The organism is Vibrio sp. TRT 2004, from assembly GCF_050113735.1.
Classification (GTDB): domain Bacteria; phylum Pseudomonadota; class Gammaproteobacteria; order Enterobacterales; family Vibrionaceae; genus Vibrio.
Map to the genome: position 1 here is coordinate 15169 of NZ_JBNJOH010000008.1, position 22608 is coordinate 37776.

Annotated in this window: 29 protein-coding genes and 1 pseudogene; 16 read left to right on the forward strand and 14 right to left on the reverse strand. The window is 44.5% G+C overall.

Going from position 1 to position 22608, the window contains the following annotated elements:
• Window positions 1-218: 218 nt before the first annotated feature.
• The 7 genes from radC to ACQEXR_RS05225 all read left to right on the forward strand — a co-directional run bounded on the left by radC (window position 219) and on the right by ACQEXR_RS05225 (window position 3336).
• Window positions 219-692, forward strand: coding sequence for a RadC family protein (gene radC / locus ACQEXR_RS05195; RefSeq protein WP_025792486.1), 474 nt, complete (start codon window positions 219-221; stop codon window positions 690-692).
• Window positions 689-1126 carry a DUF2787 domain-containing protein gene (locus tag ACQEXR_RS05200; RefSeq protein WP_206630364.1) on the forward strand — a complete coding sequence of 146 codons (438 nt, stop codon included), beginning with the start codon at window positions 689-691 and terminating at the stop codon, window positions 1124-1126. The genes radC and ACQEXR_RS05200 overlap by 4 nt, the downstream gene beginning before the upstream one ends.
• A 49-nt stretch (window positions 1127-1175) precedes the next feature.
• Window positions 1176-1619 (forward strand): DUF2787 domain-containing protein, encoded by a 444-nt coding sequence (locus tag ACQEXR_RS05205; RefSeq protein ID WP_206630365.1) that lies wholly within the window; start codon window positions 1176-1178, stop codon window positions 1617-1619.
• A gap of 3 nt (window positions 1620-1622) precedes the next feature.
• Window positions 1623-1799 carry a hypothetical protein gene (locus ACQEXR_RS05210; protein WP_071181090.1) on the forward strand — a complete coding sequence of 59 codons (177 nt, stop codon included), beginning with the start codon at window positions 1623-1625 and terminating at the stop codon, window positions 1797-1799.
• A gap of 138 nt (window positions 1800-1937) precedes the next feature.
• Window positions 1938-2678 carry a WYL domain-containing protein gene (locus ACQEXR_RS05215; RefSeq protein WP_206630366.1) on the forward strand — a complete coding sequence of 247 codons (741 nt, stop codon included), beginning with the start codon at window positions 1938-1940 and terminating at the stop codon, window positions 2676-2678.
• 23 nt (window positions 2679-2701) lie between these two features.
• Complete coding sequence (locus ACQEXR_RS05220) at window positions 2702-3061, forward strand: hypothetical protein (RefSeq protein WP_206630367.1); 360 nt, start codon at window positions 2702-2704, stop codon at window positions 3059-3061.
• A 47-nt stretch (window positions 3062-3108) separates the two neighbouring features.
• On the forward strand, window positions 3109-3336 hold the full coding sequence (locus ACQEXR_RS05225; protein WP_206630368.1) for a hypothetical protein: 228 nt from the start codon (window positions 3109-3111) through the stop codon (window positions 3334-3336).
• Between the two features lie 149 nt (window positions 3337-3485).
• On the opposite strand, the gene ACQEXR_RS05230 is transcribed toward ACQEXR_RS05225, so the two are convergent.
• The 4 genes from ACQEXR_RS05230 to ACQEXR_RS05245 form a co-directional block, all read right to left on the reverse strand.
• Window positions 3486-4193: an RNA ligase family protein gene (locus ACQEXR_RS05230; RefSeq protein WP_010433700.1), complete on the reverse strand. Its 708-nt coding sequence runs from the start codon at window positions 4191-4193 to the stop codon at window positions 3486-3488.
• Window positions 4190-4732: a hypothetical protein gene (locus tag ACQEXR_RS05235; protein WP_025792477.1), complete on the reverse strand. Its 543-nt coding sequence runs from the start codon at window positions 4730-4732 to the stop codon at window positions 4190-4192. Before ACQEXR_RS05235 ends, ACQEXR_RS05230 begins: the two co-directional genes overlap by 4 nt.
• Window positions 4732-6015 carry an AAA family ATPase gene (locus tag ACQEXR_RS05240; protein ID WP_025792475.1) on the reverse strand — a complete coding sequence of 428 codons (1284 nt, stop codon included), beginning with the start codon at window positions 6013-6015 and terminating at the stop codon, window positions 4732-4734. Before ACQEXR_RS05240 ends, ACQEXR_RS05235 begins: the two co-directional genes overlap by 1 nt.
• 262 nt (window positions 6016-6277) lie before the next feature.
• Complete coding sequence (locus ACQEXR_RS05245; protein ID WP_158501039.1) at window positions 6278-6445, reverse strand: hypothetical protein; 168 nt, start codon at window positions 6443-6445, stop codon at window positions 6278-6280.
• A 240-nt stretch (window positions 6446-6685) separates the two neighbouring features.
• Between ACQEXR_RS05245 and ACQEXR_RS05250 the strand changes: the two genes are divergently transcribed.
• Entirely contained in the window at window positions 6686-7465 is a 780-nt protein-coding gene (locus ACQEXR_RS05250) for an NYN domain-containing protein (RefSeq protein ID WP_025792473.1), read from the forward strand.
• Between the two features lie 251 nt (window positions 7466-7716).
• On the opposite strand, the gene ACQEXR_RS05255 is transcribed toward ACQEXR_RS05250, so the two are convergent.
• The 6 genes from ACQEXR_RS05255 to ACQEXR_RS05280 form a co-directional block, all read right to left on the reverse strand.
• Entirely contained in the window at window positions 7717-8817 is a 1101-nt protein-coding gene (locus ACQEXR_RS05255; protein ID WP_025792471.1) for a hypothetical protein, read from the reverse strand.
• 125 nt (window positions 8818-8942) lie between these two features.
• Window positions 8943-9380, reverse strand: a complete 438-nt coding sequence (locus ACQEXR_RS05260) for a ribonuclease HI (RefSeq protein WP_025792469.1) — start codon at window positions 9378-9380, stop codon at window positions 8943-8945.
• Window positions 9381-9460: 80 nt separating this feature from the next.
• Complete coding sequence (locus ACQEXR_RS05265) at window positions 9461-9661, reverse strand: AlpA family transcriptional regulator (RefSeq protein ID WP_025792467.1); 201 nt, start codon at window positions 9659-9661, stop codon at window positions 9461-9463.
• Between the two features lie 74 nt (window positions 9662-9735).
• The gene (locus tag ACQEXR_RS05270; RefSeq protein WP_025792465.1) at window positions 9736-10335 is read right to left on the reverse strand and encodes an inovirus Gp2 family protein; all 600 of its coding nucleotides are present in this window, start codon (window positions 10333-10335) and stop codon (window positions 9736-9738) included.
• Between the two features lie 53 nt (window positions 10336-10388).
• Complete coding sequence (locus ACQEXR_RS05275; RefSeq protein ID WP_206630369.1) at window positions 10389-11078, reverse strand: inovirus Gp2 family protein; 690 nt, start codon at window positions 11076-11078, stop codon at window positions 10389-10391.
• A gap of 61 nt (window positions 11079-11139) precedes the next feature.
• Window positions 11140-11784, reverse strand: coding sequence for an inovirus Gp2 family protein (locus tag ACQEXR_RS05280; protein WP_206630370.1), 645 nt, complete (start codon window positions 11782-11784; stop codon window positions 11140-11142).
• A gap of 376 nt (window positions 11785-12160) precedes the next feature.
• On the opposite strand from ACQEXR_RS05280, the gene ACQEXR_RS05285 reads away from it, so the two are divergent.
• From ACQEXR_RS05285 to ACQEXR_RS05295, 3 genes and pseudogenes are all read left to right on the forward strand, one after another.
• Window positions 12161-13039 (forward strand): hypothetical protein, encoded by an 879-nt coding sequence (locus ACQEXR_RS05285; RefSeq protein ID WP_025792461.1) that lies wholly within the window; start codon window positions 12161-12163, stop codon window positions 13037-13039.
• A gap of 681 nt (window positions 13040-13720) precedes the next feature.
• Window positions 13721-13942, forward strand: a complete 222-nt coding sequence (locus tag ACQEXR_RS05290) for an Arm DNA-binding domain-containing protein (protein ID WP_427019884.1) — start codon at window positions 13721-13723, stop codon at window positions 13940-13942.
• A gap of 616 nt (window positions 13943-14558) precedes the next feature.
• Window positions 14559-14896: pseudogene (locus ACQEXR_RS05295) on the forward strand (hypothetical protein).
• A 221-nt stretch (window positions 14897-15117) separates the two neighbouring features.
• On the opposite strand, the gene ACQEXR_RS05300 reads toward ACQEXR_RS05295, so the two are convergent.
• The 4 genes from ACQEXR_RS05300 to ACQEXR_RS05315 form a co-directional block, all read right to left on the reverse strand.
• Entirely contained in the window at window positions 15118-16347 is a 1230-nt protein-coding gene (locus tag ACQEXR_RS05300) for a type II toxin-antitoxin system HipA family toxin (RefSeq protein ID WP_427019885.1), read from the reverse strand.
• Window positions 16340-16651, reverse strand: coding sequence for a helix-turn-helix domain-containing protein (locus ACQEXR_RS05305; protein WP_427019886.1), 312 nt, complete (start codon window positions 16649-16651; stop codon window positions 16340-16342). The genes ACQEXR_RS05300 and ACQEXR_RS05305 overlap by 8 nt, the downstream gene beginning before the upstream one ends.
• A 262-nt stretch (window positions 16652-16913) precedes the next feature.
• Window positions 16914-17393 carry a PIN domain-containing protein gene (locus ACQEXR_RS05310; protein ID WP_140342541.1) on the reverse strand — a complete coding sequence of 160 codons (480 nt, stop codon included), beginning with the start codon at window positions 17391-17393 and terminating at the stop codon, window positions 16914-16916.
• Window positions 17394-18446 (reverse strand): XRE family transcriptional regulator, encoded by a 1053-nt coding sequence (locus ACQEXR_RS05315; RefSeq protein ID WP_222768339.1) that lies wholly within the window; start codon window positions 18444-18446, stop codon window positions 17394-17396. It abuts the gene before it with no gap.
• A gap of 346 nt (window positions 18447-18792) precedes the next feature.
• Here ACQEXR_RS05315 and ACQEXR_RS05320 point away from each other — a divergent pair, with 346 nt between their 5' ends.
• From ACQEXR_RS05320 to ACQEXR_RS05340, 5 genes are all read left to right on the forward strand, one after another.
• Window positions 18793-19266, forward strand: coding sequence for a hypothetical protein (locus ACQEXR_RS05320; protein WP_427019887.1), 474 nt, complete (start codon window positions 18793-18795; stop codon window positions 19264-19266).
• A gap of 465 nt (window positions 19267-19731) precedes the next feature.
• Window positions 19732-20310, forward strand: a complete 579-nt coding sequence (locus ACQEXR_RS05325; RefSeq protein WP_427019888.1) for a restriction endonuclease subunit S — start codon at window positions 19732-19734, stop codon at window positions 20308-20310.
• Between the two features lie 82 nt (window positions 20311-20392).
• Entirely contained in the window at window positions 20393-20638 is a 246-nt protein-coding gene (locus ACQEXR_RS05330; protein WP_077578217.1) for a DUF2188 domain-containing protein, read from the forward strand.
• Window positions 20639-20646: 8 nt separating this feature from the next.
• The gene (locus ACQEXR_RS05335) at window positions 20647-20877 is read left to right on the forward strand and encodes a hypothetical protein (protein WP_113606089.1); all 231 of its coding nucleotides are present in this window, start codon (window positions 20647-20649) and stop codon (window positions 20875-20877) included.
• A gap of 80 nt (window positions 20878-20957) precedes the next feature.
• Window positions 20958-22592 (forward strand): type I restriction-modification system subunit M, encoded by a 1635-nt coding sequence (locus tag ACQEXR_RS05340; RefSeq protein ID WP_427019889.1) that lies wholly within the window; start codon window positions 20958-20960, stop codon window positions 22590-22592.
• Window positions 22593-22608: the final 16 nt, after the last annotated feature.

Genomic DNA, 22608 nt, shown 5'->3' on the forward strand with positions numbered 1-22608 from the left:
TCAAAGCATTCAATTTTCTAAAAGATTGAGGTAACGTCAGGGAAGTATGTCTAGCTCAGTACCTTAGACTCTAACCGCATCACTTGTTGCATATTACCTTAAAATCAAAGCTGAGTGAATCACCACTACTTCGCTAGACAGATCCACCTCAATCCAAAAATCTTCAGGCATATGTTATCAATGTGAATACCTACCATTGATTCCGACAGGAGCCTGAAATGAACCCAAAAACACCCGATTACCAAAAGCAGCAACGCTATCAGGAAAATGAAATCCTAGAGCATGCCGCTGAGATACTGGCTACGCGATACGTGCGTGGTGATGCCCTAACTAACCCTGATGCCACTAAAGAGTATGTGCGCTGTAAGCTAGGCAGCCATGAGCGTGAGGTATTTGCCTTATTGCTGCTGGATAACCAAAACCGGTTGATTGAGTTTAAAGAGCTGTTTCAAGGAACGGTGGATGCGGCCAGCGTCTACCCGCGAGAAGTGGTGAAAGCGGTGTTGGAAGTGAATGCCGCAGCGGTGATATTTACCCATAACCACCCATCCGGTGACTCAACACCATCTCAAGCTGACAGACGCATAACCGAAAGACTCAAGGACGCTTTAGCGCTGGTGGATGTCCGCGTTCTCGACCATATCGTGACAGGCGATACCTGCACCTCATTTGCTGAAAGGGGATGGTTATGATTGAGCAACATTACGGAGAGCTGTGCATTGATGACGCTTTACATGCGTCACTGGAAGCACTTTTGAATCGATACACTCTCCCAGAGAACGCCGAGCGGCTCGTGTTGAACTGCCGTCAGATGAGTTACTACCGACATCGACAAGGTTTGCACCCGATAGAGGTACAGTTTAAACGTGAGTCAACCTCAAGCCCTTGGCTGGTGGTGTTCTTTGCGAGCTTCTCTTACCCCGATGTCAGCGGTGTATCTGTTGAGCCTGAGTTGTACTTTCACCTTGCTAATCGCTGGTGCTATCAACCCGATGTGGGGAGCACGGATTTATCCCACCCAGAAGTACAAGAGCTGCTCTCAGTATGGATGAAAGCCTTTGCTCGCCACCTCTCTCGAAACGTTTTTGATGACGTGCAACTGACAATGGTCGGTACGTTCAACTAAATCCACTCTCTCTTTTCTAATTTGAATCCTGAAACAAGGAGGACTCACTATGTCCAAATTAACCTTCACAGCATCCACACTACCTGTGTCGAAGAAAATGCATAAGCTGCTAAGTGAACAACTCAGCGCTCATTTGCTGAGTAATGAAGCACTGACCACCAGCCGCTATCTGGTGTTTAACTTTCGCGATAAAAGTTACAGCGCGGAGGAAGGCGGCTTCCATCCGGTAGAGATAGCGATTTGCCATACCTCAACAGGGGCATGGAGCATCGAGTACATCACTGACTTTGCTTATATGGGCAACCATTACCCAGAGCTAGAGCGCAACTTGGATTTTGATTTTCGGGTTGGACAGTTCTTTGTGGCCTATCGTGGCTGGCTACCGATGCAAGGTAGCCGTGATGCCAAAGAGCTGTATCAATTGTGGGAGAATAACTTTCTTGATTATATCGATATAGACGCTTACAACGAGATAGCCGTCACCCCGCAATAGCTCATGACTTCCCTTCTTCTACAAATCATCAAACTTGTCACTGCCCTCATCACGTTGTTTTCCCTTTCCCCGTTCTTCGGTGCCATTGGAGCTCTATCCACTTTAGGGTTTCTGGTGGTGCTGTTAATTGGGTTATTGGTAGCGATTGCCGAGCTCAGTGATAAGCCTAAGCCTCGTTAATGTTAATCGGCTCACGCTTTGGTGATGCCGATTGATGCTGTTTTCACCGTTGGACATTATGTGTCTGACCCACCTCTATTCTCCCGACATTAAATGTCCGACTCCGGTGTGGAGCTTTGATGTATTGAGAGCGTAGTCATGAGCAATAAAACCAGCATTGAAGGGTTATCCGCTTTGCTGCACACGCTGATGCTTATTCCTCAACATCGATGGATCACCGTTAGGGAGTTGCAGCAGCAGTTAGCCCTACTCGATATCCACCGCACCACGCGCAGCATTAAACGCTACCTCGATGACATCATTGTGGAAGTGTTTAACGTGGAGTGTGATTCGATGAGCATGCCCCATGTTTATCGCAAAACCTCAGAGCAGTTACTGAAGCTCAACAAGCAGGAAATGCTCTATTGGCAACTGACCAACAAGTACTTACTACCTCTGGTTCCTGATGCACTGAATTATGGGCAAGGGCCCTCCTTGGAGAGAGATAAACCATTATTCCACAAGGGTTTATCACATTCAAAAGGACAAGAATGGTTGTCAAAAATACATGTAGCATTGCCCACTATTCGCGAGTGGAGTGACGAGCAACGGCACGTGTTGAATGCGGTACACACGGCATTACTGCACAACCGTATGCTCAAGATATCTAGCCAAGTTATGCAGCAAGAGAAGGCGCTCATTGAGCCACTGGGACTCTCGGTTCAGTGTGACGCGCTCTTGCTGCTCTTTCGATTATCCGGTCAACACACGATACGCACCCTCGCCTTGCCTTTGATTGATGAGGCCAGTGTATCGACGTTTTCTTTTACCTATCCCACTGATTTCAATCTAGAGCAGTTCATGCATGAACACGCTGAAATCCGTGCATCCCAAATTTAACTCACCACTACGGAGAGATACCTATGAATACCTTAACTCGAACCATCATGATGTGCTTGCTGATTCTCGGAGTCACCGCTTGTGGCGACCAAGAAGAGACTCAAGCAGCAACGGCAGATATTGAAGTGTCGATATCCACCAACCCTCACTGGGGAACATTAGTCTTTGACCTGCAAGCCATCACCGACAACACCGTAATTAGCAATGTAGTGATTAATCGTGGCAACTGCCGATTACCTGCAGGCACAACCTCAGAGCTTTCACGTAACGTTTCATTGAAGTTCGGCCGAACCTATACCGGATACAGCAACAACTGCACCGTAGACAGCGTGAGAGAAATCGAAGTCACCTCCAGTGCAGGCACCTTTGTCTACACCTTCTAACTTTCAATTCCCAAATAACACACTCAACCAACTCGTAAGGATAAACTATGAACAAGTCATCTCTACTCATCGCGACAGCGTTAGTTTTCTCAGCATCTTCCGTCTTTGCTGGTGGAACACTGGGCGGTAATCCATCTGCGGATTCGGGTACAGTCAACGTCAGTGTTGGCAAATGTACTCAATACAAAACGGATGTGAAAGCGGCACAACAGTCAGGTAAGGACGTCGCGACCATCACTGTTCCGGAAGGCTGTGAAGCCATCACAGAAAAGTAAGACCTACCACTAGCGACAGTAATAAAGACAATGGGGAGCAATTACGCTCCCCATTTCAACAGTGACATATACATATCTATATCTAATCTGGCAACCTAGATCATTCACTAAATTTTCATGAATACAGGAGGAGTAGTTGAAGATTTAAGTCATTCTCTATAGTGAGCAGAGTAATCAACATTGTTCCATTCAATAGTACGTTTACTCCAATGATGGACAATAGACTGAGTAAAGTCAGCTCTAACTAACTTTGCCCTTATTTCACATAAATCTGTAGAATCCTTCCGAAGGATAATACCCTCCATTGGCTTACCAAATCTAAATTTACTCGGTGTATTTTTTACTAAGTTTTCTAATTCAGGAAGTGAGGTGGAAAAAAACACCCCCACCCGTGGAACCAATGATAAACCGATTTCATGGGCTAACCGATCCCTCTTTGATACACTCCAAAAACGCTTTTTACTACGATCATAAACATCAAACATCAAAAATAAGTCGGGCAAACGACTATAATCTAGAGAGTGTCGTGCAGCACACCATTCCCCAAAAATGATGAGATTTGGTGATAAGTTATAAATTAAAGATTCAGCATGTTGGACAAGCCATTTGGATAACTTGGAAAACTGCCCAGTGTATGGCTCTGTAAGATACTGTCCCCGATTTTGGACAAGAAGCTCCCCCCCCATCCCCAAAGAGAATCCTATGTTAGCTCCATCTAGCTTCTCCTCAACTACAATTTCGTCAGCGAGAAGTCTTCTTACAAGCTCAGGAGATAACATTTTATCCTCTCTTGGTGCTTGATCGTGACCTAACCAAGTGATGTGAGGCGTAGAAGGAAAGCGATAGAAATCTGTCATAAAGCACCTTGCTTTCTTTTTTTCTTCTCTTCAAACTTTCTTCGTGACCACTCTTCAATTATTGGTTCAAGTAAAACTTGATTACTTATCAACTCTTCTTCCCATTCATGCCAATCAGTATCACCCGCAAAAGCGACGCACCCTTCACCATATTGTTTTTGGGAAGCAATTGCCGCTGCTACGATTTTTCGATCAGCCAAATCATGCACCACGGGCTCTAAGCAGGCAGGAATCCGTCCATCACCATTTTCATCATACTCTATAGGAACATTATCAACTTGTGCCATGCTCCATTTATGCATAAGAACTTGTATGCCGAAATCATTAAACGTAAGTTTATTTTCATATTCTTTTGAAATTTTCAGCCCTTTATCAAGCACCATTCGCGATTCACTGTCACTAAAGTTACTCAACCACTCCCAAACTCTAAGCCTTTCTTCAGGTTCTGTAGGTGTGGCATCTATATCCTTAGGATGCAATGGATCAGCGGCACTAGCTGCTATCAGAACATTAGTATCTACAACATATCGTTCTCTCATTAATTGGTTCCTTTCTGCCGCTCAAAGTACTGCTTCGCTTGTTCCTTAGTTTCACCTAAAGCGTCTCCGAAGAAACCCTTAGGCCAGTTATGAACTCGACCAAACTCATCAATTTCAAGAGGGCGTAGAGTCGCAGCTTTTTCTTTTCTTTCAACAAAGTACATTCCTACATGTTGAGGGGTAGTAACTACCTTTGATATTAAAGTTTGCATACGTCTAAACAAATGCTCAGAGTGTGTTTCGATAATAAACTGAACATTACGTTCTCGACTAATTTCAACAAATAGTTCAGCAAGTACCGATTGAGCAAGCGGATGGAGGTGGATTTCGGGTTCCTCAAGAACAATAGTGCTACCTCTAGGAGCAAAATACGCAATGACCAAAACAGGTAATACTTGAGAAACACCTATACCTACATCTCTCAAGTTACTTTCTATTTCTCCCCTTTGAATACTGAGCTCATATCTGTTTGATCTACCTTGCTGGCGCACTAAAAGACGATCTGCCATATTCATACGTCTCAGCCATGTCGATACACCATCTAAGATATAGTTCTGGTCTTCACCTCTTAAAAGTGCACTTGCAAGCAAAGCGTCAATGGCACCTTTGCCATCTGCACCTATGTCACCAGGATTAGTTCTATTCCAAGGGTAATCTCGCTCAGGTTTGCGTCTTAACGGGCCGAGATAACTAATTCCCTCAAGTTCACGACGAATAGACAAGCTAAGATCTTCAATTAGCTGCCCATCATGCTCTAATGCTGCAATTGCATCGACTGAAAATGCAATAGATCTCTCAGGTGCACCATTTCGCCCTTTGAAGATCGGTTGACTCTGGTCATCTACAAAAATTGAAAATGCTCCCTTTTCTCTACGTATAGCGCGAAATTTACGGGACCCAGCACTCAATTCAAGTGACTCTATTGCAACACTCTTTGACGATGTCTGCCCATAAGAGCAAATGAATTTTCCTGCTTCAACTCTAGCTGGCACACTACGTTGAAAATCAAACTCAATAGTAAATTGTCTAACTGATTCTGGCTGCTGATTAAGCACATCTTCAAAAGAACCGAAAGTAAACAAATCATTTACTTCATCTCCACCCAAATTGAGATGTACAGTACGATCAGGAGACAATGCTGTCTGTTTAAGCAACAACAAACTTTGTATAAGAGATGACTTACCCGATGAGTTTGTCCCGAGAAGCATAGTAACAGGCTTTAAATCTATATCTCCCGTATCCCACCACGCTTTAAAATTTTTTAGCTTTAGCCGAGTAAACATTCAACTATCTCCATAGCTTGAAATACATTTTCTAAATTAAACACTTGAATAACGTAACGTAAAAGAATTTACTATACAAAAACTTGTACATTTAATCATGGACCTAGCCACATATTAACTTATATCACGAGTGGTTAATGGGTGTTCATATAGCTACTCTCAATAGCAATGCACTTGATTTGAAATATATGTTATCTACAAAAACGCAAATAACAGGTAATAGCGGATTGTAGGGTTGATACCTACAATCCGCATTGTTGTGTTAGTCGATGTCGTTTCTCGCAGCATCTACTGCCAACGTATCCGCTCTCTCAGCAGACAAGCTCCACAATTTACTCATTCCCTCTCCGAGGAAGACTGGCTTAGAGGGGGTATCTGTTAATACCGGCAGTTCCACCACTTTGCAATGCAGTTTTTTTACCCAATCCATATTGAGCAGAGTTGATTCACTCTTTTTACTCCAAGCAATACGTCAGAAAGTAATTGTCGTTACTTTGGAGCCTTATATGGGAGAGATGCTAAAAATAGTATTTATTTCTTCATTTGACCAACATCAAGATAGATAACTCTGTACATACACTTATTGCTTCCTCGTTTTACACGCAGCATAATTGAATCACATTTAGGTGTTCTCACCTTTAGCACACAACTTGCGCATAAGGACATGGATTTGATTGATATAGACTCTGAAAAGAAAATTGCCGTTTTAATCGACGCAGAGAACGCACAATATTCAGTTTTAGATTTTGTGCTCAAAGAGCTCTCTAAACACGGACATATTTTGGTTAAAAAAGCGTATGGAGACTGGAGCTCAGAATGTTTAAAAAACTGGAAACAACCCCTCAATGAGTTGGCCATCAATCCCATTCAGCAGTTTTCGTACACACAGGGCAAAAACTCCTCTGATGCGGCCATGATCATCGATGCCATGGATTTGCTCTACTCAAATAAGTATGACGCTTTTGCCCTCATCAGTAGCGACAGTGATTTCACCAAATTGGCTTCTCGCCTAAAAGAATCTCAAATTTATGTCTTTGGTGTCGGTGAGAAGAAAACACCACTCGCCTTTCGTAATGCATGTGATGACTTTATTTACACTGAGGTCCTTAAAGAGCGATACGCTCCAAAAGAAGAAGTCACAGCCGTCATTTCAGACAAACCCAAGAAAGTAGAATCTCGCGAGACTCGCAATAAGCTACGAGGTGATACGAAGCTGTTGAATATCCTACGAGGTGCTGTCAGTGAATACCAAGACGAGGACGGCTGGTCTTTTCTGGGTCAGTGTGGTGGCCTAATCAAAAGGCAATACCCAGATTTCAGCTCAAAAAACTACGGCTTTAACACTCTGAGCCAGCTCATTGAGGCGACCGAGCTGTTTGAAATAGACAGAAGACATACTGAAGCAGGGGCCATACATATCTACATTAGAGATCAACGAAAAAGCACTTAGTCACTCCTAGTAACTTTCGCTCTTTCCCACCTCCCTGTGAATCTCTGTATTCATGCATGATGGTTGTCGACGAAAGTTCGTCAACAAACTCAACTAAAAGGAGCACCCCATGGGAAATAAACAAACACAATCAACAAACAACGCCCCACTATGGCCGACCAAAAATGGCACCTCAAACCCTTCAGGTGGTGGGCGCACCAACAATCCGCCAAGCAAAAAATAGAAGCAAACCTAGGCTGCCATAGCGCAGCCTAGGGAGCGTAGTGTTGGAAGTAACGCTGGTAACGGCTTGTCGTGTAGATATCAGGTAGAGAGCGACTACCCACCTTGTCGAGCGCTCTCATGAACAATGCATATATCAGTAAGTCCGCACCTTGACGCCCTGCATCCATATTGGCAAAAAACGTACTTAAGGCTTCTACAGAAGGAAGGCTTTTTCCGCTACGCCACTCTTTAAAGCGTGCCTGTTGAACATCGCGCTTTAACAGACCCTTTCGTTCATGCTCACTAAAGGGTAAGGCAACATACTCGGACAACTGCGCGTAAGTTTGGTTAGTCTGCGCTTTTATTAGGCCAAAAAACTTGCCAAGAAATGTGCTTTCTTCTCTATTAAAAACCTGTCCGAACACCCCGTACTGCTGCGCATGAACACTCGGAGTGTATTCTGCATAGTGTTTATCCCAATCTTCAAGAAACATGACATCAATGACCGACATTAAGGACAGCCAAAAATCATGACAGAAACAAAGCATCGCCTGCTCAGTTTCTTTTGAGGCAAGTTCACTGAGGGATTTGAGCCAGTTTTTTACTAGCACCTTTTCTTGCTCACTCAGCAACGTAAAGTCGAGAGTTGGTAGGTAATAGCCTGAGATTAACTCGCTTTGGTTGCACTCATTGATACCAGGCGTATTCTGCATAAAAGCCAACTGTCTTTGATAGGTGGCGCAACGTCCATCGATATAGCTAACCAAGAGCCCGAGATTCAACTCACCTGAAGTCGAAGATAACCCTTGCTGAACGCCTTTAAGAGTGTGAGACCACCAAAACGATAAGTCTCCTTTATGAATACCACCATCGGGAAGAGAAACGTTAAAGGTCCATCCTTTACGAACAAACACTCTCGCCAATTGCCAAGCAAACTGACGTATCGATTTCCATCGTATTCCCTCCTTGCTAATGTTATCTAGCGTACGGTCTGTCGGCAGCGCACTCTTTACCACTGACGCATTTAACCACTTTATTTTTTCTCTTGGAGAAACAGGGAGTCCCAAAAACGCTGAGACTTCATCCGGCGAAGGTAGAAATGGGTTGCCCAACTTGATAACGGGCATTCTAAACTTTTCGTTGAGCATTAACGATAACTCGTTCCTTGGGTAATACCGAAACGTTAAGACAAACTCTCGAAGCCAGCAATACTAATGATAAATAAGAATGACAGCTTGTGGAGTACACCCCACAAGCTGCATTTCATTGGTTGTTATAGGGTAGCGGCTTCAACCGCTAACAAGTCTGCTCTCTCATTCCCTTCGATACCAGAGTGAGCTTTGACCTTAAATACCTCGACATACTTCCTAGAACTCAACTCATCCACTTGTTGCCACAGTTGGCGGTTCTTAACAGGTTTCTTATCCGCTCGACGCCAACCTCGGTCTTTCCAATCGTCCATCCAGATATTGAAACCTTTCACGCAGTAATCACTATCTGAGTAAATCACGTCCCCATCTTCTGCGTACTCCAACGCCTCAACCAAGGCCAGTAGCTCAAGCTCAGCACTATTAGTTTTGCGGTCAATGGTAATGCTCTCTTCATGCACTATCTCATTGTCTTCATCCATGACCACCAGCCCGATACCACCTCGCATACAGACGTGTTGATTGTTTGGGGCTGCGCCGTCTACGTAAATTGAATAACTCATTTTTTATCTCTCTCTAATTGAAAAAGGGCGCATGACTTTGCTTAGCCTGCCCCCAGTTGATGGTTTATCTGATGTTTGTGTTACTGAAAGGATGCTTGGTTGTCTCGCATACTCAGACGCGATTCCATCCATTCTTCGATTTCACTTTCTACCCAGGCTACTGCTCGTCCACCAAGTGGCACACTCTTTGGGAAGTCGGTTTCATCGGCCATGAACTTGTAGATAGTGGAACGGCCTAGCCCTGTTAGTGACATCACGTCTTGGATTCGTAGAAATCTCATTGTCATTGGGAATCGTCTCCTTGCTTTGTATATACCCATGAGATAAGCCGCCACTGTAAAAAAATGCAGTCGGTCTAATCCAAGCTAGAGCCAAAGCTATAACGCTTTTCTTTCCACGCTTCAGCAAGACTGCTCATGCGATGAAAGACAGTCCGTTTGATGTTCGTGTCCTGCTCCCTACAGCGTGTTCCCAAGCCATAGTTGCCTCGGTCATTGAGAAACACCAATGAACGCGCTTTGCCGCTGTAGTGCTTCTTTATCGCTTCTTGCCAAGCCTCTTTAAGGTGCTCAACCAATTCGTTGCGTTTTTCCCAGCAAATGGCGGGGCCAAAGTGCTGGCTATAGTCAGTAAATAGCATCACGCGATAGTTGTGGGATGGCACCTTGTCTTCGCGCTTACGCCATACATAAAACAGAGAATCCGTATCAAGCTTTTCTTTAAGTAGCTTAAAGTAATCGTTGAGGATACTGAGGTCGGTATCTTGATGGTCTTCTGGCAAGAACAAGTCCAAACGTGTGGCGAGAGCGATGTCAAACTGACTGAGTGCCTGTTCAAAAACATCGACCATTGAGGTCAGTGCTGATTCGTATAACCCCTTGTCGCTGTAATACAGCGGGTAATCTTCAAAAGTTCTATCAAGGGTAATGCTTGGGAGGTAGGTTCTATTCGCCATGAGTAATGCCTTTTGTGTGTGAATGACATAGGCATTGCTCGCTCTGTATTTTTTTAAGGTGAGTCGTGACTGCAACCAAAGCTCTTGTTGCGGTGATCGTTCTGGTTGGCAATCGGTTTCGCGAGACGACTGATTCGATAAAAGAACTCGTTTAACTGTAACGGGAACACTTCAGCGTCAGACAACAGCTCAAAACCTTCATTCGTAGGAGAGTAGGCTAATCCAGAGCATGGTTGGCTGTAATAAGCTTCAACCACCCTATCCCATGTCTTCCTCACTTTTTTATAGAGAAAACGCCCCCAACCCTCTCGACCAGTACCTAAGTTTTGAAAGAGATCCCTATCAAAGAGCAAAATAAGATGATGGTGCTTGCTGGTGGATTCATTCGCCGTCGTCCAGATATAGCGAATGACCGTTTGTTGGTATCGATAAGTTCTATCGGTGTATTTGTCCTTACAGAGCTCGTTAGTCTCTGATTCTAAAATACGAAAGAAATGGGCAAACACCGTTAGGTAATCCCCCCCGAAGTCACTCGGTAGGTTTAGGTTGATGTGAACAGCAAAGATTCTTGGGTATTGGTTTAGTGCTTCAGTCAGCACTCGGTCTATACCCTCTAGGTATTCGAGGACGAGACCATCCTCAAAGTAGTAGAGTGGCTTTCCATTAAAGGTTCGGTCATAAGTGATGGTGTGGTGGTTAAGAGCATCTGAACGACTATGAGTAACGTTAAGTTGATGAGTCATGATTGGTTCCTGTGGTTTGTTGTGATTCCCACAGGAACTGGTACTACCGTTACTTTTTAAGCTACTTATGACTATGACCGAAATTATTCATACGCTTTCCAAAATGCTTCGTTCTTCGTTTCGCTAGATAGCTCAGTCGATAAAAGACAGATTGAAACACCTCCTCAAACTCCTCAGAGTTACGTAGCAAGTGATACTGGCCTTGTTTGGAGAAATGGATAGCGGATTTCTCTTTGCCTGAGTAGATGCCATCCACCGAACGCTTCCATGCATTACGAATACGGTTAGCCAAACTTTGCTGATACTCTCCAAAATCCCCCAGAGAGCGAAATATGTTCCGGTCAAAGATAAGTGCAACATGGTAGTGGCTGCTTGTTGAAGTATCACACTCTTTAGCCCATACATAACGAATAGTAGTCTCTCGATAGGGTTTGCGATTTAGGCGAGCACTACGTCTTCGATATGCCGCTACCTGAGATTTCAAAGAGCGGAAGAAACGAGTCATCACTGCTGAATCATCCCCTCTAAAGTCTGTTGGTAAGTTGAGGTCCACTCGAACGATAAAAAGTCTCGCGTATTGCTCTAGAGCTTTCTCAAGGACTGATTCTATTCCTTCTAGGTATTCAACGACCAAACCCTCCTTGTCGATGTATATGTTGTTTCCGTTGAAAGTAGGTTCGTGTGTGATGGTTAGGTTTTTAGACATGATGGTGACCTATGTTTTGTTAATGACATAGGTACTGTGAGTGACGTGATTTTTCGGGTAGGGGATGGGTTCCCCTAACAAGATATCGAGTGATGAGGTCGTTGGTTGAGGTGTGGGATTAGGTGAGTAGATGGAGAGGTATATATATTATTAATTACCGATCACCCTCGATTTACTCACCCCCTATTTTTCGATGATTACGGAGCCTTCACATCGGCAAAATTCATCCAGCTAACCCTATTTATTTTGTAAAAATCTCGGTTCATGCATTTTTTCTTCTAGAGTCCACTCACATAAAAAGTGATAGTTTACAATTAAAATATTACATCCTGGCCGTCGGATTACGGTTTTTATTACATACAACTAGGGTAAATAAATGACACTAAATGACAAAGACGAAGCCAATCGTTCAGAAGTACCGACCATACTGGAAACGCCAGCTATCAACCCAAACGCTGAGATCAATATCATCAATTTGATTAACGAATTCGATGTCAGAAGGAAATACTATCTTTACAACGAAAAGGAGAAAAAACTCATAGCAATGCATCTACCATTTGATGCCCAAAAGAGAACCAATTTCTATGAAGAGTTGCGTCGAGTTAAGACCATGGGACAATTTCGTGAGACCTATCTATTCAAAGAACACCCATCTATAGAGCATCAAAAACAGATTATCCTGCTACCGTATTCATCAATTTCAAGAAGCCATATGCCGATGAGTCACCATTCCGAGAGAGAGATTAATCGAACAAAAATCATCAACACATTTTGGAAAGGCAAGCTAAGCCTTCGCTATGAAGCTGCGGAAGCATTGATTCTGGTTTGCTCATTTTTAGCCAAGAATGTTGACCGTAATACCCTTGGATTAGGGATAAGCAAAACCAAGATGGCGGTCATTTTAGGGATGAGTGTTCGCCGTGTATCCGATACTTTAAAACGCCTCAAAGAACTCGATTATGTTAGGCTGTACACAGAGGAAACTAAACGGGGGAATCTCAGTCTTGGCACTTTTATACAGGTAACAGAGACTTTTTCGTCACAATTTTTTGTCCCCAAAAGGTCCGAGGGAGAGTCAGAGAAAAAGCAACAAAAAAGTTCTGAGCCTCAATCGCAAGCCCCCCCTGAAAAGCGCTATTTTCAATTTTTGGAAATATTGAGTGATCTACGACTTGATCTAAAGAATTTCATCGTGAAAAGTAAGAACCCGATACCACCAGCCGTTTTACAGCAGATTTTTAAGGTTTTGGAATAAATATTTGCGGGAGGAACGCCGACTTTAATGTGTCTGAACACCTTCGCTTAGCTGTGTAAAGGCATTTCCCATACACGTGATAGGACAGTCTTGATGACGTACCGATCTAGAACTAGATATACCAACAAAAAATGGAAAGGGGGGATTAAAACTCACGTTTCTCGAATACAGCTTAAGTCCCCTGATGAAGCAGCGTTTAAAATAAAGACATTGTTGTTTACGGCAGAATCACATGACACTATATTTACCTCAGTATGCACATATATCTCTCACAGCTTAGTGTTTCGATTGGTATAAATACCTGAATTAATAATGATAATAATTATCAATACAAGGATAATAGAACTATTGTCAACGTAAGAAACATAGCGACTTAAACCAACTGGGTAGTATATTGGGTAGTAAAATCCCAAAACAGACAACACAAGACTACTAAGTTTATGATTTTTAAATAATAAAAATAGTTACTCAACGAACAGATTCAAAACATCGAATAAGGTTTTTTGAGTCTCTTTAAGCTGACTTAATCTTACCAAGCCCCTGTAAATTGGGGCTTTTTTGTTTTCAGGAGATTTCAGGTCTTTGCCTGTATTTTCAACCAACTGGTGAGTTTAGTGGTGAGTAGGATTGATCTAGTATGCCCTTAAATGGTGAGTAACTTTCCATGATAAGGAGAACTATATGGGCAAGCTCAACGCACGAAAAGTCGCCGCTTTAGCCAAAGATGAACCACGCAAAACCGCAGATGGTAATAGCCTCTACTTCGTTGTACCCGCCTCTGGAGAACCTTTTTGGATCTTGCGATTTTCAATCAACGGCAGTCGTCCAGAAATGACACTTGGGTCCTATCCAGAACTACCCTTGCAGATGCACGCGATACCGCCTTTCAACAACGAAAGCTGATCCAACAAGGTATCAATCCACTGGCAGAGCGCCAACGCCGCCAATGGTCAGGTATAGAAACCGTCGAACAACTGTTCGATGATTGGTATAAAAACGATCTTCAAGTAAGACTGCAACACGCCAACATCCCCAAGCGTATCTACACCAAAGAAATCCACCCAGTTATGGGCAAAATAAGAATCGATCAAGTCACTGCTCTTGATGTAAGAGAAGTAATCAAGCGCGTCGTAGATAGTGGCCGCAAAAGCGAACTATGTGAAGCCATGTGGCGTGAAATGGACTTAACCACAGGCGTATGGGATCTACCCAAAGAACGCAGTAAAATAGGCGTGCCAATCAGCATCCCCTTACCGCGCCAAGCCATTACCTGGTTTAACGAGCTGCAAATCCGTGCTTGTGGATCGCCTTATGTTTTCCCAGCCAGACGAGCAAGCCACCGTCCACATATGGGGCCAGATACGCTGTCTTAACCATAAGCTAAAAGGCGTTGAGGGCATCTACGACCGACACGATTACTTTGAAGAGCGCCGTATTGCCCATCAAACCGTAGCTGATGTGATCGAACCGCTGGTGAACTTTGAGCCAGCTTCACAGCACCACACAGGAGGGCGTTAACATGCGACTGATGATGCGACTCGCCCCCATTACCTTTCCAATAGCCATGCTGGCAGGCCTTGGTTGGTGTATTGGCATTGCCTTACTCGAACAGCCTAATGGCATAGGTACGCACTTACCCGGTATTGCCTGATGGTATTCGTGGTACTCGCTCCTTGGCTGACGCTAAAACTCACGTTCTACGTGATTGTCAGTCTAGGACGCAAACTGGGGCTCATCCCGCCTGCACACCCAACGTACAGCCTAGGTTATGAAGAATCACTCTATTGGTTCAGAGTATTGGCCTTTTTCGATGGCAAACGCAGCCGTATGCCGAAAAAGCCCATCAGGCGAAACTAGCAAGCCCCCATTTACTCACTTACCGTGGGCAGTTGGGACAATGGGGCAACACTTGATACCACAAGCTTTAGAAGGTGAATAAGAGGGATTTGAACCGCCCCAAGGAATGGGGCAATTGGGGCTTGGATTAACAAAATAAGCCACCAAACAGACTTCTCAAACACAGCTTTCAAGCCACTATGGCCGACGCCTCTGCATTTTTGTACACGTCGGTTCTCATGTTAGCGTAGCGGTATGCTTCGTAAATGTGTTTCGATGGCTTCAATCATCAACCTGGTAAGCGGTAAATGCGCTTTTTCTTTCGCCCAGATTTCATGAAAGCCTGCCACGGTTTGCTTGGCGGTATCTAACACCAATTTTTCTGGCAGCATGGCTTTAGCGGCTAAGTGTGATAACTCATCCAGCGTGAAATCACTGAATTTCTTGCTACGACTCACCTTCAGCGACGCACTATCATCGGGGATATAGGGAATGGTCGAAACAAAGTCATAAGCGGGCGCAATGGATGCCGTGCGCTTGTCTTTGTAAATCACAGACCAATTCTTCAAATGCATATCGGCATTGCCAATTAAGGTATTGAACACCAATCTGCGTGTAAATTCTGCAATGTCTTCGTCTTGACCTTCGATGCCGATAACCTGAGCAATATTGCGCATACTGGCTTTTTTGTATTTATCTTGAGGATAGACGCCAAACACTTGCGCAAAATCTTCAATATGTATCGCTTGATCACCTGCACGATCAAAGCGCTTGATCACAAACGCCTGAGCATTTTTAAAAGCATCGCCAAATTTACCATTACCATCTGGGATATTAGCAATTTGGTTAATCGGGAGTAGCTGCGTTTCTGGCACATCCATCCCCAACATGCGAGCCAGTTCCATCATCGAATATTCATTTTCTGGCACTGCTTCAAATCGAGACGACGGCAATTTCACAATCCAAGAGCCACCTTTACCGGTTGCTGGAATGGTCAAACCGCCATTTGCCTGTTGCACGGCTGAAAACTTCAACTGCACACCCGCCAATGAAAAACGCATTGGCGCTTCAATTTTCGTTTCATCTTCAATGTCTTGATGCACATTAGGCGGCAGCGCTTCACCATCGGCCGGTTCAACCGTGATCGCGCCTGCTAAATCCTGCCCCAGTACCCACAATAAAAAAAACTCCCGCGCTGGGTTCACACCGGCACGCTCTGCGAGGTAATTACGCATGGTTTCTTCAGGCAAAAGGTTAGAGAAAAACGGAGTTAACTTGGTTTGGGTCGGTTTAAAATTAGTCAGTAAGCCACCCAGTGCATCTTTAAAACCCAGCCCCAACACGGGCCGTGATTCATCATTAATGTACGAATCCATAAAAGCAAAAAGGGTTCTGTCATTGCCCACGTTGGTGATCGTTGCGATGGGTTCGCCATAGAGCAACACGTTGAGCGTAGATACATGATTAGTCATCGTCGTCTTCCCCTAACTGATATGCGGACGACATTGTCTCACCTTCGTCGATGCTACCTTGGCTGCTTCGAATAATCGACTTGATAGCTGGCACAGACTTTTTAGGCACAACAAATAACTCTAGGTCGAGTACACGGGCAAGTGCAATCAAACTGGACATTCTTAAATCAACACCGCCAGACTCGATTTTCGAAATATGGCTTTGCGGTACACCCGACCGTGCGCCTAACTCTCTTTGGCTAAACCCCTTGCGTACCCGAGCTTCTCGAAGACTTTCTAGTATCTGCTCTGTTACATAGCTCATTTCGATATGCCTTAATGCATCAATTAAGAATAATTATATACAAAAACATATCACCGTAATCCCGCAAACACAAGAATGATTAGCTATTATGTATCACCAAGTAATTTTTGATATACAATTATAGATAAACTGTAACGCGCGCGCTCACTTACTGTGGGCAGTTGGGACAATGGGGCAACACCAGATATGCCAAGCTTTACAGGGTGAATAAGAGGAATTTTAGCCGCCCCAAGGAATGGGGCAATTGGGGGCTATGCAAAGTTTATAATTGGGTTAAACGCTGTTTTGCAAGCGTCCAAGGTAAGCGACGACCAGCTTTTGCCATTTTATCGTAGGCAGCTACGGCTCCTTCAACTGACAATACACTATGGGTGACGAGCTGCTCGACAACCCATAGCGTACCTTGAACCAATATCGCTTCTTTTTCAGCCGCCTTCCTAAGCGCCATATCCCCAGTTAGCAATGGACACTGTTCTTGTTTCGCCAACGCAAGTGCAAAGCAATCGTTCATGCTAGGGCCAGCATACTTTTGCCTCAGTTCAAATGAGTACATCATAGACTCAGGGCTTAACTCACCCAACAACAACCCTAACTCGAGTAAATAGCCATGTTGATCGCTTAGCTCCTCGTGGAATAACACATCTGGCACTTTGAACTGGTAAGGCAAATTGAAAAAGACTTCTAATAATTGGCCTTCTTCGAGATCAATGAGAATATTGGCATCACTGATCAACAAATACATTTAAACAGCCTCAGCCAACATTTGACGCTGCTTATGCAATGCCATTACTGACATCTGTAACAGCTCAGCGGCTTTCGATTCACTAACAATTCCCTCTGCCAATGCACGATAAACCAACTGCTCAAACAATAATGTCTGTTCTTGTGGATAAGGATTCCCAGGCTCTTGCTTGCGCCAACCGTTTTTTGAGAACTGTATAAATATTTGGCGTTTTTTCTCTTCGGTGATCACACCAAGGTCGGCACTGCGATACAAACAAGCTGCCATGCTTAAGCCATATTCGTGTTTCAGGAAATATAGCTCTTTGGGGTCTACGTTCGAACGTCGCTCTCCTAGATGCTGAAAAAGGCCTACTTCGGGCAATAAAAACGCAGAAGCAAAGCGGTTGCAGGCCATCTCTTCGTCAATGGATTCATCTAGTATGCCATGTAAAACAAGGTGGCCAAGTTCATGCGCCAATGTGAACCGCTGGCGGCAACCAGGCCAATGAGAAGACACAACAACAATAGGCTGCCCTGATATTTTGGCTTGTAACCCATCAAATTTATCGGCTTGGGGTACGTTACTGACAATCACCAGAATACCTTTAGACTCAAGCAAGTCGATTAAGTCTGGCAATGGATTCATACCCAACTGCCAATCAGTACGGACTTTAGCAGCAACCTGTTCTACTGCATCTAAAGTGCTTACAACAGGAACGTCGGGGTGGTAGTTAAAACTCGCTATCGGGAAGTTTGGCCATACATTTTTAAGCGCTAACCAGCGCTCAGCTTGGTCAACCACATCAGACTCAATCTTCTTTAGCAACTTAGCTGAAGCTGAGGCTTTTTTACGATACTCCACCTCACCCAAAGTCACCTGTGCTGGGCGAAAGAAGTATTCAGTACGAACCGACAAAGCCGTCGCCAATTTAAGTAAAACTCCCGACGAAGGCATACTCTGGTCGTGCTCGTATTTTTTAACCATGTTGGCACTAATACCAACTTGCTTACCCAAGGCCTGCATCGACAGGCCAGCGGCTGCACGGGCTCGTTTTATGCGCTCTCCAATCATACAGACCTCTGGTTTATAAAAACTAAAATTATTTTAAAAATATAAACCAAGTTGGCGTTTTTGTCGATTGGTTTTACAGAGCAATCATTCGCGTGTTCGCGCACACACTTCCCCATGCCTTTACCCCCATACGCCAAAACCACTATCCGTTTGGCTTTTGGATCGAAACGCCAAACAGCGCCGTATTGGACTATGTATATCAAACAATTAACCACGCACAGATCATCATAAAAAACCGATTTGACTGGTTAGTTTGATGGCCATTTCTTTCATCTATTCCACCACCGCGTCTGCACCCGACGACTGAAAATAGACGGCATGATGAGCCAAAAAGGTGATAAGTGACGTGTTATGGGCAAGTGACAACGATTGGAATAGAGAATGGATACAGCAGGTGGTCGCTTTACTGGTTGGGCATACCGCGTTTACCCTCTACCCGGCACTAAGCCAGTGCGATAATGCCGCCGAACGCTTAACCCGCTGGCTGACCTATCAGTTACCGCGCGTTAAAAAAGCACACCCTAGCTGCCCGATTCACCAATGGCTGAACAGCATTGGCGCACAAGAGATCGTGGAAAAGTGGCAAAGCCCCGAGCAATGGCCAAACCTGTATTGGCTGCCCAGTTCGCCGGAGCAAATGGGTAAATCATGTACGGAGTTATTACTGAGAGGTTTTAGAAAGGAGAGCCAAAAACGAAACGGCAACGTGATCAGCCACCAAATCAATCTAGCGCTGCTGCACCACCTTTGTGGACCGGAGAATGATGTGTGGTTGAAAGCGAATTTTGGTGCCGTAACTCATTACGGTACCAAAAATTAGAAGCCTGAAAAAAGAGTAACCCCTCGCAGGGCGCTGATCTGACGGGTAGCGGGAGGGGTGTTGTTGGTGCGATTTTAATATCAAAAGCGCCAAATAGCTCGATGTTTTTGGCTAGAGCGTTCTCTGTTAGGTTTTTACTCAGGCTTCACTTTGAACTATTCGGAATTTCCAGATGGTTGCGTTTTGTACAGCTCTACCAGCTTGGTTATATGACTCTTAATAATTAACTCTTTTTTATCAGAAAGATACCTGGTACCGACATAAATGTCGGCACCAGACAATAACCACTCTTCCCTCTCAATACAGCCAGGTATCCGGTCAATTCAAGCATTTCCAGACGCCACTCAAAAAATTAAATCTACAGTAACGGCGTTTTTGCAATTTAAATAGTTGACGACTTATGAATCTCAGTTTAAGCTTATTCACAAGTTGCAGAAACGCCATTACAACGCATTTGAGGTGACAATGAAAGTTAATTTGAAAAAAATTGCCTCTGTACAGATGGGACACTCTTTTAGGTCAAAGCTTGAGCCAGACGCTAATGGAAATATCTCTGTTATTCAGATGAAGGACCTTACTGAAGATAACCGATTAAATGCCCAAGAGCTAGTGCAGATTGCTATGCAGGACTTAAAGGATCATCACAGAGTTAAATATAACGACTTAGCATTTCGCTCTAGAGGTCAAACTAATACGGCAGCATTGATTGACCAAGAGTTGAGCGATGCTGTTATCGCTGCGCCACTGTTGCGAATTCGAGTTGAAAGTGATTCGGTTATACCAGCGTATTTATGCTGGTTTATTAATCAACCGACTTCACAAGCAGTATTACAAAGTAAGGCAACAGGCACGGCGGTAAGAATGATTGGCAAACCTGCACTTGAGGATCTGGAGATAGTAGTCCCTAGTCTCGATGTGCAGAAAAAGATCATTGAGATTTACCAATTATCCATCAACGAGCAGAAGCTAATGAATGCATTAGCAAAGAAAAAGGAGGTGTTAACTGACGCAATTTTAATGAATCTAGCAATGAACACCCAGTAGACAAAGCTACTGGGCTTAAACGAACCAAAAGTGCTGCAACACTTTTAGTAAAACTTTAATTCCAAATATAGGAAACAAAATTATGGCAAAGAATACATCATCAAGCAAGGGCAATACCCGACATGTCGTACCACATCCTGATGGATGGGCAAACAAAAAGGGCGGTGCAGAACGCGCTTCAAGCGTACACAGCACCAAAAAAGAGGCCGAAGCTGCGGCGCGCGAACAAAGCAAGCGTGAAGGCACTGAGCTGTTTATTCATGGCAAAGACGGCCAGATACAACGCAAAGATAGCCACGGTAACGACCCAAAAGACATTAAAGGATAGGAGCCCTTATGAGTGATGAATACAAAAAGAAAATAGGCGTACCTGAATCGCATACCCTCAACATCGTAAGTAGTCAGTGGTCGCAACGCAAAGGCCAAGACACTGATACCTATGAATGTGTAGAGCTAAACGAGCAAGGTGAAGTCATTGCACGGTACACCATAAAGGACAGTACATCGATTTACCCTCCATTTGGGCGGTCGATTACCTGGACTCAATCAGCCGTACTCGATTCTTAACCTTTTAACTTACAGCTAGCGGGGCGCTACCGGTATAGCCTGCCCCGCTTTATGACACTGACCAGATTTGAGGAATTTATATGACTAAAGATATGAACGACAAGATTCAACAAAAAGACATCAACAATGCAGCATGGGCTGCATGCGATACTTTCCGAGGCGCGGTAGACCCTGCGCAATATAAAGACTACATCCTAGTAATGCTGTTCGTAAAATACATCTCCGATGTATGGAATGACCACTACGCAGAATATAAAAAACAGTACGGTGACGACGATGTCCGTATCAGACGTAAGCTTGAGCGCGAGCGTTTTGTACTGCCAATGGTTGAACTCACAGAAGAAGTAGAAGACAAAGTAACCAAAGAGAAGAAAACCGTTGTTACCGACACCTTTTTGGCCAACTACTATTCATTGTTAGAGCGTAAAAACGAACCCAACATTGGCGAGCTGATCAACATTGTTTTAGAGCATATTGAAACCGCGAACAAAGCCAAGTTAGAAGGCGTGTTCCGTAACATCGATTTCAATAGCGAAGCCAACTTGGGTAAAACCAAAGACCGCAACCGTCGCCTAAAAACCTTGCTGGACGACTTCAACAAGCCCGCACTCGACATGAGCCCGTCGCGCGTGTCTGAAGATGTGATTGGTAATACCTACATCTACCTTATTGAGCGCTTTGGCTCCGATGCAGGTAAAAAAGCAGGTGAATTCTACACCCCTCATAAAGTCTCTGAGCTGGTTGCGCGTCTGTCTGCACCAAAATCGGGGGCGCGTATTTGTGACCCTGCCTGTGGCTCAGCCGGGCTATTGATTGAAGCCGCACGCCAAGTGGGCGACCGTAATTACTCACTCTACGGCATGGAAGTCAACGGTAGTACTTGGGCGCTGGCGCGTATGAATATGTTCTTGCACGGCTCAGACTCTGCCCGTATCGAATGGTGTAACACCCTTACCTCTCCAGCGTTAGTCGAAAACGATAGGCTGATGAAGTTTGATAACGTGGTTGCCAACCCTCCGTTTTCACTCGACAAATGGGGTTCAGAAGACGTTGAATCCGACAGATACAACCGCTACTGGCGCGGGCTACCGCCTAAATCAAAGGCCGACTTTGCCTTTATCAGCCACATGGTTGAAGCCGCCGTTGAAAAAGAAGGTCGTATTGCCGTGGTGGTGCCTCATGGTGTGCTGTTTAGAGGGGCAGCCGAGAAGCGTATTCGCCAACAATTGATTGAAGAAAACCTATTGGATGCCGTGATTGGTTTACCCGGCAACCTGTTCCCAAGTACCGGCATTCCCGTGGCAATCCTGATATTTGACCGCTCACGTGAAAAAGGCGGTGCCAATGAAAACCGCAAAGACGTGCTATTTGTCGATGCCAGCGGTAAAGATCATTACCAAGCGGGTAAAAACCAAAACATCCTGCTGGATGAACACCTAGACAAAATTGTTGCAGCGGTAACCGCCCGTGAAGAGGTAGAAAAATACGCCCATTTAGCCACCTTTGACGAGATCAAAGAGAACGACTTTAACCTGAATATCCCGCGCTACGTCGATACCTTCGAAGAAGAAGTTGAGGTCGATATTGTCGCAGTACAGGCTGAGATCACCAGCCTTGAAAGCGAACTTGCTGATGTTCGCAGCAAGATGGCGGCGCTGTTGAAGGATATCGTACCTAACGAGGCGCAAAGCAACACAACGGAGGTGGCTGAATGAGCATGACTAACAACAA